15 protein-coding genes are annotated in these 16,093 nt (G+C 72.6%); 7 read left to right on the plus strand and 8 right to left on the minus strand.

The window, feature by feature from the left end; genetic code table 11:
- Positions 1–124 precede the first annotated feature (124 nt).
- Both D9753_RS13195 and D9753_RS13200 read right to left on the minus strand, forming a co-directional pair.
- Positions 125–1,375 carry a L,D-transpeptidase gene (locus D9753_RS13195; RefSeq protein WP_121787207.1) on the minus strand — a complete coding sequence of 417 codons (1,251 nt, stop codon included), beginning with the start codon at positions 1,373–1,375 and terminating at the stop codon, positions 125–127.
- A 213-nt stretch (positions 1,376–1,588) separates the two neighbouring features.
- Positions 1,589–1,933, minus strand: a complete 345-nt coding sequence (locus D9753_RS13200; RefSeq protein ID WP_121787208.1) for a hypothetical protein — start codon at positions 1,931–1,933, stop codon at positions 1,589–1,591.
- A 109-nt stretch (positions 1,934–2,042) separates the two neighbouring features.
- On the opposite strand from D9753_RS13200, the gene D9753_RS13205 reads away from it, so the two are divergent.
- A complete protein-coding gene (locus tag D9753_RS13205; RefSeq protein WP_121787209.1) occupies positions 2,043–2,384 on the plus strand; it encodes an LAETG motif-containing sortase-dependent surface protein in 342 nt (113 codons plus the stop codon).
- 42 nt (positions 2,385–2,426) lie between these two features.
- Positions 2,427–3,218 carry a hypothetical protein gene (locus tag D9753_RS13210; protein ID WP_240468130.1) on the plus strand — a complete coding sequence of 264 codons (792 nt, stop codon included), beginning with the start codon at positions 2,427–2,429 and terminating at the stop codon, positions 3,216–3,218.
- A gap of 70 nt (positions 3,219–3,288) precedes the next feature.
- Here D9753_RS13210 and hutH read toward each other — a convergent pair whose 3' ends face one another.
- The 5 genes from hutH to D9753_RS13240 form a co-directional block, all read right to left on the minus strand.
- Positions 3,289–4,827 (minus strand): histidine ammonia-lyase, encoded by a 1,539-nt coding sequence (gene hutH / locus D9753_RS13215; RefSeq protein WP_121787211.1) that lies wholly within the window; start codon positions 4,825–4,827, stop codon positions 3,289–3,291.
- A gap of 88 nt (positions 4,828–4,915) precedes the next feature.
- Complete coding sequence (locus tag D9753_RS13220) at positions 4,916–6,058, minus strand: GGDEF domain-containing protein (protein WP_121787212.1); 1,143 nt, start codon at positions 6,056–6,058, stop codon at positions 4,916–4,918.
- A gap of 183 nt (positions 6,059–6,241) precedes the next feature.
- Positions 6,242–7,036, minus strand: a complete 795-nt coding sequence (locus tag D9753_RS13225) for an enoyl-CoA hydratase/isomerase family protein (RefSeq protein ID WP_121787213.1) — start codon at positions 7,034–7,036, stop codon at positions 6,242–6,244.
- Positions 7,037–7,935: 899 nt separating this feature from the next.
- Positions 7,936–9,060, minus strand: a complete 1,125-nt coding sequence (locus D9753_RS13235; RefSeq protein WP_121787214.1) for an adenylate/guanylate cyclase domain-containing protein — start codon at positions 9,058–9,060, stop codon at positions 7,936–7,938.
- 556 nt (positions 9,061–9,616) lie between these two features.
- Entirely contained in the window at positions 9,617–10,477 is an 861-nt protein-coding gene (locus D9753_RS13240; protein WP_121787215.1) for a biotin--[acetyl-CoA-carboxylase] ligase, read from the minus strand.
- 110 nt (positions 10,478–10,587) lie between these two features.
- On the opposite strand from D9753_RS13240, the gene D9753_RS13245 reads away from it, so the two are divergent.
- The 4 genes from D9753_RS13245 to D9753_RS13260 all read left to right on the plus strand — a co-directional run bounded on the left by D9753_RS13245 (position 10,588) and on the right by D9753_RS13260 (position 13,283).
- Positions 10,588–12,201, plus strand: a complete 1,614-nt coding sequence (locus D9753_RS13245) for an acyl-CoA carboxylase subunit beta (RefSeq protein ID WP_121787216.1) — start codon at positions 10,588–10,590, stop codon at positions 12,199–12,201.
- A 24-nt stretch (positions 12,202–12,225) separates the two neighbouring features.
- Positions 12,226–12,435: an acyl-CoA carboxylase epsilon subunit gene (locus D9753_RS13250; protein ID WP_121787217.1), complete on the plus strand. Its 210-nt coding sequence runs from the start codon at positions 12,226–12,228 to the stop codon at positions 12,433–12,435.
- A 69-nt stretch (positions 12,436–12,504) separates the two neighbouring features.
- Positions 12,505–12,633, plus strand: coding sequence for a morphogenic membrane protein MmpB (gene mmpB / locus D9753_RS38675; RefSeq protein ID WP_121787218.1), 129 nt, complete (start codon positions 12,505–12,507; stop codon positions 12,631–12,633).
- A gap of 32 nt (positions 12,634–12,665) precedes the next feature.
- On the plus strand, positions 12,666–13,283 hold the full coding sequence (locus D9753_RS13260; protein ID WP_121787219.1) for a Maf family protein: 618 nt from the start codon (positions 12,666–12,668) through the stop codon (positions 13,281–13,283).
- On the opposite strand, the gene D9753_RS13265 is transcribed toward D9753_RS13260, so the two are convergent.
- Positions 13,255–13,839, minus strand: a complete 585-nt coding sequence (locus tag D9753_RS13265) for a hypothetical protein (RefSeq protein WP_240468131.1) — start codon at positions 13,837–13,839, stop codon at positions 13,255–13,257. The two genes, D9753_RS13260 and D9753_RS13265, sit on opposite strands and share 29 nt — an antisense overlap.
- Positions 13,840–14,203: 364 nt before the next feature.
- Between D9753_RS13265 and D9753_RS13270 the strand changes: the two genes are divergently transcribed.
- On the plus strand, positions 14,204–15,976 hold the full coding sequence (locus D9753_RS13270) for an acetyl/propionyl/methylcrotonyl-CoA carboxylase subunit alpha (RefSeq protein WP_121787220.1): 1,773 nt from the start codon (positions 14,204–14,206) through the stop codon (positions 15,974–15,976).
- Positions 15,977–16,093 lie beyond the last annotated feature (117 nt).

Below are 16,093 nucleotides of genomic sequence, written 5' to 3' on the forward strand. Positions count from 1 at the left end.
GCTAGGGACGGACCGTGATGGGACCATAAGCCCGCCATAAGAGGAGCATGAGAAGCGGCGGCCGGCCCCGTAAAACACCGGTGCCGCCCCTGGGGGCGGCACCGGGAAGAGTGTGGGAGGGGCGTCAGACGGCCGAACCGGCCTTCCACTGCGCCCAGTCCATGTTCCAGCCGTTGAGGCCGTTGTCCGGGGCCACCGTCTTGTCGCCGGTGTTCTGGACGACCACGACGTCACCGATCAGCGAGTGGTCGAAGAACCACGCGGCCGGCGTGCTCGGGTCGCCGGCGCCCTTCTTGTCCTGGAGGCCGACACAGCCGTGGCTGGTGTTGAGGTTGCCGAACACCGAGGGGGCGCCCCAGTAGTTGCCGTGCACGAAGGTGCCGGAGGTGGTCAGGCGCATGGCGTGCGGCACGTCCTTGATGTCGTACTCGCCCTTGCCGTCGTCGTCGGTGAAGCCGACCGTCGCGCCGTTCATCCGGGTCTCCTTGAACTTCTCGGAGATCACCATCTGGCCCTCGTACGTCTTGTTGTCGGGCGAACCGGCGGAGATCGGTATGGACTTGACGACCTTTCCGTCCTGCGTGATCTTCATCTGCTTGGTCTTCGCGTCCACGTACGTGACCTGGTTGCGGCCGACGTGGAAGGTGACCGTCTTCTGCTGGACGCCGTAGACGCCGTCCGCGCCCTGGACGCCGTCGAGGGCCAGCTTCAGGGTGACGGTGGAGCCGCCCTTCCAGTACTCCTCGGGGCGGCAGTCCATGCGGTTGGCGTTGAACCAGTGGCAGGCGACCTCCTGGCCGCTGCTGGAGCTGACCGTGATGCCCTTCTGCACGGCCGCCTTGTTGGTGATCGCCTTGTCGAAGTTGATCGACACCGGCATGCCGACACCCACCGTGGAGCCGTTGTCCGGGGTGAAGGAGCCGATGAAGCTGTTGGCCGGGGAGACGGTGGTGAAGGAGGCGTTCTCATGGGCTATCCGGCCCTCGGAGTCCTTGGCCTCCGCGGCGAGCCGGTAGGTGGTGGAACGCTCCAACTGGACGCCCGGCTTCCAGCTCTTCTTGTCGGCGGAAAGCTGACCGGCGACGGTCTTGCCGTCCTGCGTGGTCATCGTGACGGCGGTGAGCGTGCCCTTGCTCACCCTGACGGACGCGGAGTTGTTGATCGAGGCGTTGGCGGAGCCGTCCTTCGGCGTGATCGTGATCTGCGCCTCCGACGACTTCTTCGCCGCCGCCGCGTCGGCCTGGGCCTGCGAGGAGTCGCCGCTGCCGCTGCCGGAGGCCTTGTCGTCGCCGCCGGAACACCCCGTGAGCACCAGCACACCGCCGAGCAGAGCGGACGCGGCCACCAGGCCCCTGCGCCGCTTACTGTCCGTCATCACAAGCTTCTCCATCGTTGCCGAGTCGCGAAAAACCCCGAGTGTCCCCGTAAAGACCTTCAACGCTACGGCCGCTCGGTCCCGTTCCACATCGGGTGGATCTGTGGGGCACACCACGTCCGCGGGTGGGGCGGGATTCGGTCCGTGCGTTCACTGGGACGACGAAACCCCGGACGGCGGTTGCCGTCCGGAGTCTTGGGTGCCCCGGGACGCTCAGCCGATGCCGCCCTCTTCCTCGTCGTCCCGCCCATCATCCTCGTCCAGGTCCCATTCGGGCGAGTCAGGGTCGTAGTCGACCCGCTCACTGGACCAGGACGCTTGCTGGAGCTCCACCCCGGGTACCTCACTGACCAGGTCGAACGGGTCCACGAGATACGCCAGGGCCTCCGCGGTGTCTTCGGTCACAGCACTCTCGGCCTGGGCCCGCTCGGACTCCGGCAGCTCGGGATCCGCGGCGAGCCTGCGCAGCGCGGCCTTGGTCACCTCGTCCTCGTCCTGCACCTCCAGGACCAGCTCCACTCGAAGCCGTACAAAGCGTGATGTCTCTTCAGTGCTCATGGCGTGAGCGTACGGCCGAAACCTCCCGTGACTTTCCCGTGACCCGCGCCTTTCACTAACATCGCCCCACACGGCCAATTCGCCAGCGTCACAAGGGGATCGATATTCCGTGTCATCCGTTCGCCGTCCGCTGCTGACCGCCACCGCCGCGGGCACCCTGCTGTGCGCCCTGTGGTTCGTCCCGTCCGCGAACGCCTCGCAGACCGCCCCGGAGAGCAGGGCGGCGGACACGTCCGCGCCGACGCGGGTCACGCAGGCGAGAGCGGTGACCGGGGCGGCCACCGACGCCACCGGCACGGCGGTCACCGCACGGGAGGCGGAGGACGGCACCGAACTGGCCGACACGGGAAGCCCGGACACGACCCCGTACGTCGTCGGCGGGAGTCTCTTCCTCTCCGTGGGCGCCGGTTTCGTCGTGTATTCGGTACGCCGGGAACGCCTGGGGTTTTAACCGTCCTTGACGAATCTTTGACAGCCCGCACATAGTTCGCACATGAAGAGATCATCGGGCGTGCGGCTGTGCGCCACCGCGGCTGTGAGCGTGCTGTCGCTCGCCCTCGCCACGGGCTGTGCCGACGGGTCGAAGGACTCCCGGGACGGCAAGGGCAAGGACGCGGCGAACCCGGCCGCGAAGGCGCTGAGCGCCGCCGAGCTGAAGAAACTGATCATCGCCAAGGGCGGGGTGCCCGGGTTCAAGGTCGGCGCGGTCGAGGGCGGTCTGCCCACCAAGGACAAGGTCACGGCGGACGACGCCAAGTGCGAGCCGCTGCTGCGCGCGTTCACCGGCATCGCGCCCGGCGACCCGGCGGCGAACACCAGCCGCATGGCCACGCAGGACAAGAAGGCCCCCACGGCCGGCGCCACCTCCGGGGGCGACCCGAGCGACGGCAGGTTCGAGGACGCGATCAGCAAATCCATGGACCTGGACGTCACCGTCGTCACGCTCGCCTCGTACGACGGCGGCGGCGCGGAGCAGGCCCTGACGTCGGTCTCCGACGCGGTCAAGGCCTGCGCGGGCGGGTTCTCCGGCCAGCAGGCCGGCGAGAAGGGCAAGTTCACCAAGGTCGCCGAGGAGAAGTCCTCCGGCACGGGTGACGCGTCGGTGGCCTTCACCGCGACCAACGACGCGGGCAAGGACGGCGCCCTGCCGCTGCACGCCGAGGTCGTGCGGCACGGCTCCACCCTCGCCACCTACACCACGATCAACATCGGCGCGATGATGGGCAAGAAGCCCTACACGGTGTCCGCTCCGGTCGTGAAGGCCCAGGCGGCCAAGCTGAAGTGACGCCTCGTCCGGCGCGCGTGACGTGACATGACGCGAAGGGGCCCCGGCCACGGCCGGGGCCCCCGCGCGTTCACCGGAGCGGGCCGGTGACCTTCTCCGCGGCCGTCACGAGGTCACCGCTGCGCACGAACGCGTCGGCGGCGGCCAGGTCGGGCGCCAGGAACCGGTCCGGACCGGGCCCCTGCACACCCGCGGCCCGTACGGCCTCGATGACCGCCCGCGAGGCGGGCGCCGGGGTGAGGCCCTCGCGCAGCTCGACGGCCCGGGTGGCCGCGTACAGCTCGACGGCGATGATCCGGGTGAGGTTGTCCACGGCGGTGCGCAGCTTGCGCGCGGCCGACCAGCCCATGGACACGTGGTCCTCCTGCATGGCGGAGGACGGGATGGAGTCCGCGGAGGCCGGTACGGCGAGCCGCTTCATCTCGCTGACCAGCGCGGCCTGCGTGTACTGGGCGATCATCAGGCCGGAGTCGACGCCGGCGTCGTCGGCGAGGAACGGCGGCAGGCCGTGGCTGCGGTTCTTGTCCAGCAACCGGTCGGTGCGGCGCTCGGCGATGGAGCCGAGGTCGGCGGCGGCGACGGCGAGGAAGTCCAGGACGTAGGCCACGGGAGCGCCGTGGAAGTTGCCGTTGGACTCCACGCGCCCGTCCGGGAGCACCACGGGGTTGTCGACGGCGGAGGCGAGTTCCCGCTCGGCGACCAGGCGGGCGTGCGCGATCGTGTCGCGTCCGGCGCCGGCGACCTGCGGGGCGCAGCGCACCGAGTAGGCGTCCTGGACGCGCGGCGCGTCGTCCTGGTGGTGCCCGGTGAGCTGCGAACCCTCCAGCACGGCCAGCATGTTGGCGGCGCTGGCGCCCTGGCCCGGGTGCGGCCGGATGGCGTGCAGCTCGGGCGCGAGCACCTTGTCCGTGCCGAGCAGCGCCTCCAGGCTGAGGGCGGCGGTGATGTCGGCGGACTTGTAGAGGGTGTCGAGGTCGGCGAGGGCCATGACCAGCATGCCGAGCATGCCGTCGGTGCCGTTGAGGAGGGCCAGGCCCTCCTTCTCGCGCAGTTCGACGGGCCGGATGCCGTGCTCGGCCAGCAGCTCGCCCGCGGGGCGGACGGTGCCGTCGGGGCCCTCCGCGTCGCCCTCTCCCATCAGGGTCAGGGCGCAGTGGGAGAGCGGGGCGAGGTCGCCGGAGCAGCCGAGGGAGCCGTACTCGTGCACGACCGGGGTGATCCCGGCGTTCAGCACGTCGGCCATGGTCTGCGCGACCTCGGGCCGGACGCCGGTGTGCCCGGAGCAGACGGTCTTCAGCCGCAGGAACATCAGGGCCCGTACGACCTCGCGCTCCACCCGCGGGCCCATGCCGGCGGCGTGCGAGCGGACGATGTTGCAATGCAACTGGGCACGGAGTTCCGGGCTGATGTGCCGGGTCGCCAGCGCGCCGAAGCCGGTGGAGACGCCGTAGACCGGCTCGGGCTTGGCCGCCAGCGCCTCCACGATCTCCCGGGCCGCCGCGAGGGCCGCCACCGCCTGCTCCGACAGTTCGATGCGGGCACCGCCGCGCGCCACGGCGAGAACGTCGGACGCCGTGACACCGGACGTCCCCACCACCACAGTGTGCATATCCATATTCAGGAGCGTACGCATTGAATGTGGCGATGTCACTAGTGGAGTGCCGGTGTGACCCTTACCGCGGGGTGTGGGCTTCGCCTCACGGCCGGCGCCCGCGGAACCGGCGCCGTTCGCCGCGCGCGGGCGGCGGCTCGTCCGCCAGCCGTACGACCGGATCGTCCGGCCCCTCCCGGCCCGCCACCACCGGCCGGTCGGCGCGCAGGGCCTTGGCCCGGTACTGGGCGGCGTCGGCGAGCCGGAACAGCCGGCGGGCGTCCCGCACCTGTCCGATCGGGTCCTCGGTCGAGGCGACCCCGCACGCCACCCCCTCCCCCAGTTCCAGCTCGGCCGCCCGTCGGCACAACTCGTCCGCGGCCTTGGCGACGTCGTCGGCGGACTGCCCGACCGCCAGCAGACAGAACTCGTCCCCGCCCAGCCGCGCGGCCAGCGCGCCCGGCACCATCGCCCCGCACAGCGACAGCACCGAGCCGAACCGTTCGAGGAGGCGGTCGCCGACGGCGTGGCCCAGGGTGTCGTTGACCCGCTTGAGCCCGTTGAGGTCGCAGACGACGAGACTGACGGCCACTCCCTCGCTGCGGTGCCGCTCGACGGCCTCCTCCAGGCTCACGTCCACGGCGCGGCGGTTGGCCAGGCCGGTCAGCGCGTCGGTGAACGCCAGCCGGCGGGCCTCCTCCAGCCGCTCGGTCTGCGCGATCCCGGCGGCGACGACCGCGGCCAGTACGGTGGCGAAGTCGGCGTCCGGGCGGCCGAACAGCGGCTCCCCGATCGCGCGGGCCACATACAACTCGCCCCATGCCCTGCCGTGCAGGACGACAGGGGCGACGACGCAGCAGCCGCGGCCCCGGCGGCGCAGGGCGGCGACCCGCTGGTGCAGGTAACCGGGGGTGCCGGCGGCGGCGCCCTCGGCCGTCTCCACCCACGCGTTGGGCCCGCCACCGCCCGCCCACCGCTCGTGCAGGAACTCGGTGATCTCCGGGAACTGGTGCACCGGGTAGGCCTCGGACTCCGGGAACTGCTCCTCGTCCGGGGCGCGGTCCCCCACGTTCACCAGCACCCGCAGGCGGCCCAGGCCCCGCTCCCACACCGACAGCGCGGCGAAGCTGCCGTCCAGCGCGCGGCAGGCGCCGACGGCGGCGGCCTGCCAGCACTCCCGTGGGGTGTGCGCCGCCGCCATGCCCTGCGCCAGCGTCACGACCGCGACGAGCCGGTTGTCCTCACCCATTCATCCAGGTTAGGGAGGAAACAGGGGATTCGCCCTACCGTGGGTGAGGCGGGCGGTCGCCGGGGGGGTGAAGCGGGGGTTCGTTGTCGGGTGCGTCGTCGGGTGCGGGTCCGGTTGTGGCTGGGCGCGCCGTTCCCCGCGCCCCTTTGGGCGCTGGTCGGGGGCGGGGATGATTCGGGGCCGTTACTCGCCCGGCCACTGGGGGGTGCGCTTCTCGTTGAAGGCCGCCACTCCTTCCGCCCGGTCGGCCGAGAACGCCACCGAGCGCCAGGCCGCGTCCTCCACCTCCAGGCCGGCCCGCAGGTCCAGCCCGTGTCCCAGCCGCAGGGCGCGCTTCGCCGCACGCAGGCCCACCGGGGAGTTCCCGGCGATCCGCTCGCCCAGTGCCAGCGCCTCCTCGCGGTCGCACCCCTCCCCGACCAGCCGGTCCACCAGACCCAGCTCGGCCGCCTCGGCCGCCTCCACCCGACGCGCGGAGAAGATCAGCTCGGCCGCGCGCGCCGCCCCGACCCGCCGCGGCAGTAGCTGCGTACCGCCACCGCCCGGGATCACGCCCACGGACACCTCCGGCAGCCCCACCACGGCCGTACGGTCGGCCACGATCAGGTCGCAGGACAGCGCCAGCTCGAATCCGCCGCCCAGCGCGAAGCCGTGCACGGCGGCGATCGTCGGCATCGGCAGCTCCAGCACCCCGGTATAGGCCGCCCGCGCCACCGGCCGCTGCCGTACGAGATCCGCGTCGGTGAAGGAGTTCCGCTCCTTCAGGTCCGCCCCGACGCAGAACGCCCGTTCGTGCGACGAGGTCAGGACGACCACCCGGGCGTCCCGGCCGGCGGCGAGCGCGGTGCACGCCCCCGCGAGGGAACGGGCCATCTCCGTCGAGACGGCGTTCATGGCCTTGGGCCGGTCCAGCACCAGCTCCGCGACGTGCCCGTGCCGCCGCACCAGCACGGACTCCCCGAACCGCTCCTCGCTCATGACACCCCTCCGGTTAACGCGGGTTAACTGACCGTCCGCTCGATCATCGCAGCCCCGCCCCGTCCCGGGAAGCCCAGAGGGCTACGCCCGTTCGAGTGACATCCCGGTTGTCCCGGCCCGTATCGCCCACGGGAGCGCATAGCGTGCGCTCCGCCATGGCGCGCCCCGGGCGCGCGGCGGAGAGGGGACCCATGACACCGATACCTGCGCGGCCCGTGCTGAAGCGGGGACACGCGCCGGGCCGGACGCCGCAGAACAGGTGGGGGGTACGCCGTGGGCGGCACCGCAGGGGGCGGCCCCGCGGGGTGCTGCTCGCCGTCGGCTGTCTCGCGCTGGTCGCGGGGGTGCTCAGTCTGGTCCGGGTCGCCCCGGACCCGGGGGTCGGGGCGCCGGGGACGGCGGAGGCCGTGTCCCGGCCCGGACCGGGCGGCGGGGTGCCGGACCGCTCGGCGAGGGCCGTCGCCAGCATCGGCACCACCACCAGCGCGCTGCCTCCGGCGGCCTCCGTCATGGGCGGCGGGGGTCCCGGTGGGACGCCGGCGGCCGACGGAGCGGGCTCGCCGGTCCCCGCCGCTCCGGGCACGGCCCGGCACGCCGGCCGGCGCCACCGCCGTACCGACCGCTGTCCCGGCCACCGGTCGGGCCACCGGCCCGACCGGCGGCCCGACCGGCGGCCCCGGCCCGCACAGCAGTACTCCGCGGCCCTCGCCGACTGCACCCGCCCCGGTGACGCCGACGCCCAGCCCCCCACCGAGCCCGCCGCCGAGCCACCGCCCGCCGGGGCACGGTCCGGGCGGGATCTGCCTGCCGGTGATCCGCCTGTGCGTGGACACGAGCGGCCAGCGGTACGAGGGGGTCGCGCGGGCCGTGGTCAGGAAGTGTCGGTCAGGGGATGTCGGTCAAGGGGCGCCGTCACGGCGCGTGAGCAGCCACGGTTCGACCACGCCGAGCCCGCGCACCGGACGCTGCCACATCGGCTGGAGCGCGAAGCGGTACACCGGCGGGTCCTCGCCCTCCTTCTCCGCGGCTGCCGCGGCCTCGGCCGCCTCCGCCTCCGAGGCGGGCGCCTCGCCGGTGCGGATCAGCTCCTCGGCGAAGGCGCTGTCGACGAGGACGGCGTCGCGCGGGGCTATCGAGGTCAGCCGGGACGCCAGGTTCACCGTCGTACCGAACACATCGCCCATCCGGGTGGTGACCGTGCCGAACGCCATGCCCACCCGCAGCTCCGGCATCGTCTCGTCGTTGGCCAGCGTCTCCACCAGCCGCAGCGCGATGTCGGCGGCCGTGCCCGCGTCGTCCGCCGCGTAGAGCACCTCGTCGCCGAGGGTCTTGATGAGCCGGCCGCCGCGCGCCGCCACGAGGTCCGCGGCGGTGGTCTCGAAGGCCTCCACCAGCTCGCCCAGCTCCTCCTCCTCCATCCGGCGGGTGAGCCGGGTGAACCCCACGAGGTCGGCGAAGGCGACGGCGAGCCGGCGGTCGACCATCTCCTCGTCGTCGGCGGTCTGCACGACCCGGCCGGCCGACGCGGCGAGCTGGCGGCGCCAGACGTAGACCAGGAACTCCTCCAGCTCGGGCAGGAGCAGTTCGACGATCGGGTACGTCACCTCGGTGCGCGTCATCCCCGGCTCGGGGGGCTCGGTCAGGCCCTCCAGGAAAGAGTCGATCTGCCACTCGGCCAACCGGGCGGTGGTCTGTCCCGTGGACCGGGCCACCTGTACCGCCATGGCCTCGCTCAGCAGGCCCGCCTCCACCAGGCCGGCGAGGCGGCGCAGGGCGAGGACGTCGGCCTCGGTGAGGGCCTTGGCCTGGCCTATGTCCGCGAAGCCCATGGCCCGCCAGAAACGAGAGGCCAGTTCCATGGAGACGCCGGCGCTGCGGGCGGCCTGGAACGGGGTGTAGCGGCGCTCGGCGCCCAGGATGAGCTGTTCGAGCCGCAGGGCCAGCGGGTCCTCGCCGGTGTCGGGGGCGTGGGGGTCCAACCGGCCGTCCCCGCCCGCGCCGGAGCCCGTGTCGTCGACGGTCACGCCTGCTGCCCTTCCGATCTGCCGCGGTCAGGTATCGACCGCGCTCAACTCTACGGCAGGTGTGCGCCAGCTCACTCCGTCGGGTTCGGCCGGCGGCACGGTTGTCGTTGGGGGGTGAATTGGTGCCCGGAGCTGCGGCGGGCGTTCCCCCCGGGCCCCGGCGTCCGGCCGGGGGGCGGCGTGTCGCCGTTGCCGCCCGCCCGTCCATCGTGGCCGATCGCACGGTTTCCCGCGCTCCCGGAAGGCGGTACGGACTGCCCTTCCGACGCGGACCCGGACCCTCCCACCCACACGGGTCCAGAACGTCCCGCCCACGCGGACCCGGCCCGCGCCTGCCCACCCGGACCCTGGCTCGTCCCGCCGACAGGCACCCTGGCCGGTTCGCCCACACGGCCCCTGGCCGGCTCGCCACCGCGGACCCGGACGGTCCCTCCCACGCGGGCCCGGCCTGTGCCGCCGACACGGACCCCGGCTGTTCGCCAATGCGGGCCCGGGCTCGTCCCGCCCACACGGGCCCTGGCCGGCACCCCGGCCCTCGCTGGGCGTCCCCCGGCCGTCACGCGGGCCGCAGATGGACGATGTCCCCCGCTCCCACCGGTTCCTGCACGCCCTGCTCCGTGGCGATGACCAGCCGGCCGTCACCGTCCAGCGCCACGGCCTCCCCCACGAGCGACCGGTCGCCCGGCAGCTCCGCGCGCACGACCCGGCCGAGGGTCGCGCAGCCCGCCGTGTACGCCTCCTGGAGGCCGCTCGCCCCGGGATCGCCGCCGGCGGCGCACCAGCGCCGGTACCAGTCCTCCAGTGACCGCAGCACCGCCCGCAGCAGCGGATCGCGGTCCGTGCTGATCGCGTCGGCCAGGGCGAGGGAGCCCGCCTGCGGGACCGGGAGTTCGTCCGCCCGGAGGGTGACGTTGATGCCGACGCCGATGACGACGCCGTCCGTGCCGGCCCGCTCCGCGAGGATGCCGCCGGCCTTGCGTTCCTCACCGTCCACGGTCAGCAGCAGGTCGTTCGGCCACTTGAGTGCCGTGTCGACGCCGGCCGCCCGGGACAGCCCGGTCGCGACGGCGACCCCGGTCAGCAGCGGGAGCCAGCCCCAGCGGGCCACGGGCACCTCGGCGGGCTTGAGCAGGACGGAGAAGAACAGGCCGGAGCGCGGCGGCGCCGTCCACTGCCGGTCCAGCCGGCCCCGGCCGGCGGTCTGCTCCTCCGCCACGAGGACCGTGCCCTCGTCGGCGGTGCCGGCGGCGGCCCGCGCGGCGAGGTCGGAGTTGGTGGAACCGGTCCGCTGCACGACCTCGACGGCGCGGTACAGGCTGCCCTCCCGGATCAGCCCCCGCCGCAGTGCCGTGGCGTTCAGAGGCGGGCGGTCCAGGTCGGACCAGCGGCTGTCGTCTGATGGATTGTGCGGCGTCATGCAAGCCACCCTAGGTGTGGTAAACGACGCAGTGCTGATCGGTAGGCACGCCACTACGCTACGGATGAGTAACCGTCCCCCCTTTTGAGCAGGCAGGGAGCCGCATCCCGATGTCCGAGCCGGAAGAGCGTCACGAGATCGAAAAGATCGATATCCACACGACCGCGGGCAAGCTCGCGGATCTCCAGCGGCGCATCCACGAGGCGACGCACGCCGGCTCCGCGCGCGCCGTCGAGAAGCAGCACGCCAAGGGCAAGCTGACGGCCCGTGAGCGGATCGAGCTGCTGCTCGACGAGGAGTCGTTCGTCGAGCTGGACGAGTTCGCCCGGCACCGGTCGACCAACTTCGGGCTGGAGAACAACCGGCCGTACGGGGACGGTGTCGTCACCGGGTACGGCACGGTGGACGGCCGGCCGGTCGCCGTGTTCTCGCAGGACTTCACCGTCTTCGGCGGGGCGCTCGGCGAGGTCTACGGCCAGAAGATCGTCAAGGTCATGGACTTCGCGCTGAAGACCGGCTGCCCGGTCATCGGCATCAACGACTCCGGCGGCGCCCGGATCCAGGAGGGGGTCGCCTCCCTCGGCGCGTACGGCGAGATCTTCCGCCGCAACACGCACGCCTCCGGGGTCATCCCGCAGATCAGCCTGGTCGTCGGCCCGTGCGCCGGCGGTGCCGTCTACTCGCCGGCCATCACCGACTTCACGGTCATGGTCGACCAGACCTCGCACATGTTCATCACCGGCCCGGACGTCATCAAGACCGTCACCGGTGAGGACGTCGGCTTCGAGGAGCTGGGCGGGGCCAGGACCCACAACACCGCCTCGGGCGTGGCCCACCACATGGCCGGGGACGAGAAGGACGCCATCGAGTACGTCAAGCAGCTACTGTCGTACCTGCCGTCCAACAACCTCTCCGAACCCCCGGTCTTCCCCGAGGAGGCGGACCTCAGCGTCGGCGACGAGGACCGTGAGCTGGACACCGTCGTGCCGGACAGCGCGAACCAGCCGTACGACATGCACACGGTGATCGAGCACGTCCTGGACGACGCCGAGTTCTTCGAGACGCAGGCGCTGTTCGCGCCGAACATCCTCACCGGCTTCGGCCGGGTCGAGGGCCGTCCCGTCGGCATCGTCGCCAACCAGCCGATGCAGTTCGCCGGCTGCCTGGACATCACCGCCAGCGAGAAGGCGGCGCGGTTCGTGCGGACCTGCGACGCCTTCAACCTGCCGGTGCTGACCTTCGTGGACGTCCCCGGCTTCCTGCCGGGCGTCGGCCAGGAGCACGACGGCATCATCCGGCGCGGCGCCAAGCTCATCTACGCCTACGCCGAGGCCACCGTCCCGCTGATCACCGTGATCACCCGCAAGGCCTTCGGCGGTGCCTACGACGTCATGGGTTCCAAGCACCTCGGCGCCGACCTCAACCTCGCCTGGCCCACCGCCCAGATCGCCGTCATGGGCGCCCAGGGCGCGGTCAACATCCTGCACCGGCGGACCATCGCGGAGGCGGCGGAGACGGGCGAGGACGCCGAGGTGGTGCGCGCCCGGCTGATCCAGGAGTACGAGGACACCCTCCTCAACCCCTACGTCGCGGCCGAGCGCGGCTACATCGACGCGGTGATCATGCCGTCGGACACCCGCGCCCACATCGTCCGCGGGCTGCGTCAACTGCGCACCAAGCGGGAATCCCTGCCTCCGAAGAAGCACGGCAACATCCCCCTCTAGGCCCCGCGGACCCTGGGAGCGGTCATGAACATCAAGGTCGTACGAGGCAACCCGACCCCCGAGGAGCTGGCCGCCGCCCTGGCGGTGGTCCGCGTCCGCGCCGCCGCGGCGGCGACCGCGCCGTCCGGTGCGGAAGGCCCGAGGGACGCGTGGGCCGACCCGGCGCGGATCGCGGACGCCCGCGTGCCCGCGCCGGGCCCGGCGTCCTGGACCCGCACCTACTGGCCGAGCTGAGGGGCGGCCCGGCGCAACTTGAGTACGGGTACTCAGGCACCGCGGCCACCGGCGCCGCACGCTGGGAGGATGCTGTGGTCAGACCCTGAGAACGAGCCGCCCGAAGAGCTGCGCGACGCGCAGGACATGCTGCGGCGGCTCGGCCTCTTCCTGGCCTCGGCCATGGTCCTGATCATGGTCGTCATCGGTCTGAGGTGAGCCTGCGGGCCGGTGCTGACTAACCTGACGGCATGACTGACACGCACCGCAGGCGACTCGTACTCGCCTCCCAGTCCCCCGCCCGGCTCGGTCTGCTCCGGCAGGCCGGCCTCGCCCCCGAGGTGATCGTGAGCGGCGTCGACGAGGACGCCGTCACCGCCCCCACCCCGGCGGAGCTGGCGCTCGCCCTGGCCGAGGCGAAGGCCTCGGTCGTCGCGGCGAAGCCGGAGGTGCGGGGCGCCCTGGTGATCGGCTGCGACTCGGTGCTGGAGCTGGACGGCAGGGCGCTCGGCAAGCCCGCCGACGCCGAGGAGGCCACCGCCCGCTGGAAGGCGATGCGCGGGCGGGCCGGCGTGCTCCAGACCGGCCACTGCGTGTGGGACACCGAGGCCGGGCGTTATGTGTCCGCGACCGCCTCCACCGTCGTCCGCTTCGGCGACCCGAGCGACGAGGAGGTCGCCGCGTACGTGGCCTCCGGCGAGCCCCTCCACGTCGCCGGGGCGTTCACCCTGGACGGCCGTTCGGCGCCGTTCATCGAGGGCATCGAGGGTGACCACGGCAACGTGATCGGCATCAGCCTGCCCCTGGTCCGCAAGCTCCTGGCGCGCCTCGGCGTGGGCATCACGGAGTTGTGGGCGCCGGGCGGGTGAACTGGGCGGGGACGGAGTCCTGCGGCTCCTCGTCCCCGTCCCGCGGCTGGTCCGTACGGTCCGTCGGCGCGTCCGCGCCGGCGGGGGACGCGCCCGGCCCGGCCCGCGTGGCCGGCCCGCCGGCCGCCCCGGGCGCCGGGCCCGGGGCGGCGCCCTGCGACCCGTCCGCGCGGTCGTACGTCATCAGGAGCAGGACGATCAGCCCGAGGACGACGACCATGAACAGGAACGCCGTCCAGCCGACCAGCCCCCAGGCGAACGCGCCGAGCAGGCCGTGCACCACGGCCGCGCTGATCAGCAGGACCCGGCCGAAACCGGCCGGGGCGCGGTCGCGGACCGCCACGAGCAGGGCCACCAGCGCGCACAGCGCGAAGTAGGCGCCGAAGACGATGCCGCCGACCTTCGAGGACGTCGCCATCACGGACGGGTCGAGGCCGGCCAGGGACATGTGCTGCCGGTCGACGACCGTCCCCATGATCCAGTTGACCGCCGCGACGAGGACCGCCTCCGCCAGCAGGACGACCGCCACGAGCCACGCCACCGGTCTGCGCACCACCGGCCCCCACCCACTCTCACACCAGCAGCCTGTTACCTCAGGTACGTTCGGGACAGCTCGAACGCTACTAACGGGTAAACCCAGGGACAAGGGTTCGGGCGGCAGCAAAGAATCATTGGGCCATTCGTAGGGACTCGACAAAGAATCGGAGTGGGCCGCAGCACGCTCTCACAGAGACCTTGACCACACGGCGGGGCTAGGGTTTTCCGCAGGAGTCCTGCGTACAGCGGTGCGACAAGGGCTTTCGCGGGTAGGGCGAGCCTCGCATCACGCTCCGTGTGGGCAAGCTCACCAGTGGGGACGGGTCGAAGTGCCGTGTCGGCAGTCCCTAAACTCGGCTTGTTTCAAGGAGGGAGCCTCAATCGTGCGCAAGGTGCTCATCGCCAACCGTGGCGAAATCGCTGTCCGCGTGGCCCGGGCCTGCCGGGACGCCGGGATCGCGAGCGTGGCCGTCTACGCCGACCCGGACCGGGACGCTCTGCATGTCCGCGCCGCGGATGAGGCGTTCGCCCTGGGCGGTGACACCCCGGCCACCAGCTATCTGGACATCGACAAGGTCCTGAGGGCCGCCCGGGAGTCCGGTGCGGACGCCGTCCACCCCGGATACGGCTTCCTCTCGGAGAACGCCGAATTCGCCCAGGCCGTGCTCGACGCCGGTCTGATCTGGATCGGCCCGCCCCCGCAGGCCATCCGCGACCTCGGCGACAAGGTGGCCGCCCGCCACATCGCCCAGCGCGCCGGTGCCCCCCTGGTGGCGGGCACCCCCGACCCGGTGAGCGGCGCCGACGAGGTCGTCGACTTCGCCCGGGAGAACGGCCTGCCGATCGCCATCAAGGCGGCGTTCGGCGGCGGTGGCCGCGGCCTGAAGGTCGCCCGGACGCTGGAGGAGGTCCCGGAGCTGTACGAGTCGGCCGTCCGCGAGGCGGTCGCCGCGTTCGGCCGCGGCGAGTGCTTCGTCGAGCGCTACCTCGACCGGCCCCGCCACGTGGAGACCCAGTGCCTGGCCGACAAGCACGGCAACGTCGTCGTCGTGTCCACGCGTGACTGCTCCCTCCAGCGCCGCCACCAGAAGCTGGTCGAGGAGGCCCCCGCGCCCTTCCTGTCCGAGGCGCAGATGGCGGAGCTGTACCGGGCGTCGAAGGCGATCCTGCGCGAGGCCCGCTACGAGGGCGCCGGCACGTGCGAGTTCCTCGTCGGCCAGGACGGCACCATCTCCTTCCTGGAGGTCAACACCCGCCTCCAGGTCGAGCACCCGGTGACCGAGGAGGTCGCCGGCATCGACCTGGTGCGCGAGATGTTCCGCATCGCCGACGGCGAGGAACTCGGCTACGACGACCCGGTCCTGCGGGGACACTCCTTCGAGTTCCGCATCAACGGCGAGGACCCCGGCCGCAACTTCCTGCCCGCCCCCGGCACGGTCACCGCGTTCGCGGCGCCGTCCGGTCCCGGTGTCCGGCTGGACGCGGGCGTGGAGTCCGGCAGCGTCATCGGCCCGGCCTGGGACTCGCTGCTGGCCAAGCTGATCGTGACCGGCCGCACCCGCGCGGAGGCCCTCCAGCGGGCCGCCCGTGCCCTGGAGGAGTTCCAGGTCGAGGGCATGGCCACCGCGATCCCCTTCCACCGCAAGGTGGTCACCGACCCCGCCTTCGCCCCGGAGCTCACCGGTTCCACGGACCCCTTCACGGTCCACACCCGGTGGATCGAGACCGAGTTCGTCAACGACATCAAGCCCTTCACCGCCCCCGCCGACGCCGAGGCGGAGGAGGAGCTGGGCCGGGAGACGGTCGTCGTCGAGGTCGGCGGCAAGCGCCTGGAGGTGTCCCTGCCCTCCTCGCTCGGCATGAGCCTGGCCCGCACGGGTCTGGCGGCCGGTGCGAAGCCCAAGCGGCGGGCGGCGAAGAAGTCCGGGCCCGTCGCCTCCGGTGACACCCTCGCCTCGCCCATGCAGGGCACGATCGTCAAGATCGCGGTAGAGGAGGGCCAGGAGGTCCAGGAAGGCGATCTGGTCGTCGTCCTGGAGGCCATGAAGATGGAGCAGCCCCTCAACGCGCACAAGGCGGGCACCGTCAAGGGCCTGAGCGCCGAGGTCGGTGCGTCCGTCACGTCGGGCGCGGCGATCTGCGAGATCAAGGACTGAGCCGTAGGGCACGCGCGAACGCCCGGTGGACCGACGTCGGTCCACCGGGCGTTCGCGTCCACCCGTCACCCGTGCCGCGCCTGGCGGTGCCTGCCGGCCCGGGGGGGGGGGGCCGTG

The organism is Streptomyces dangxiongensis, from assembly GCF_003675325.1.
In the GTDB taxonomy this organism is placed as follows: domain Bacteria; phylum Actinomycetota; class Actinomycetes; order Streptomycetales; family Streptomycetaceae; genus Streptomyces; species Streptomyces dangxiongensis.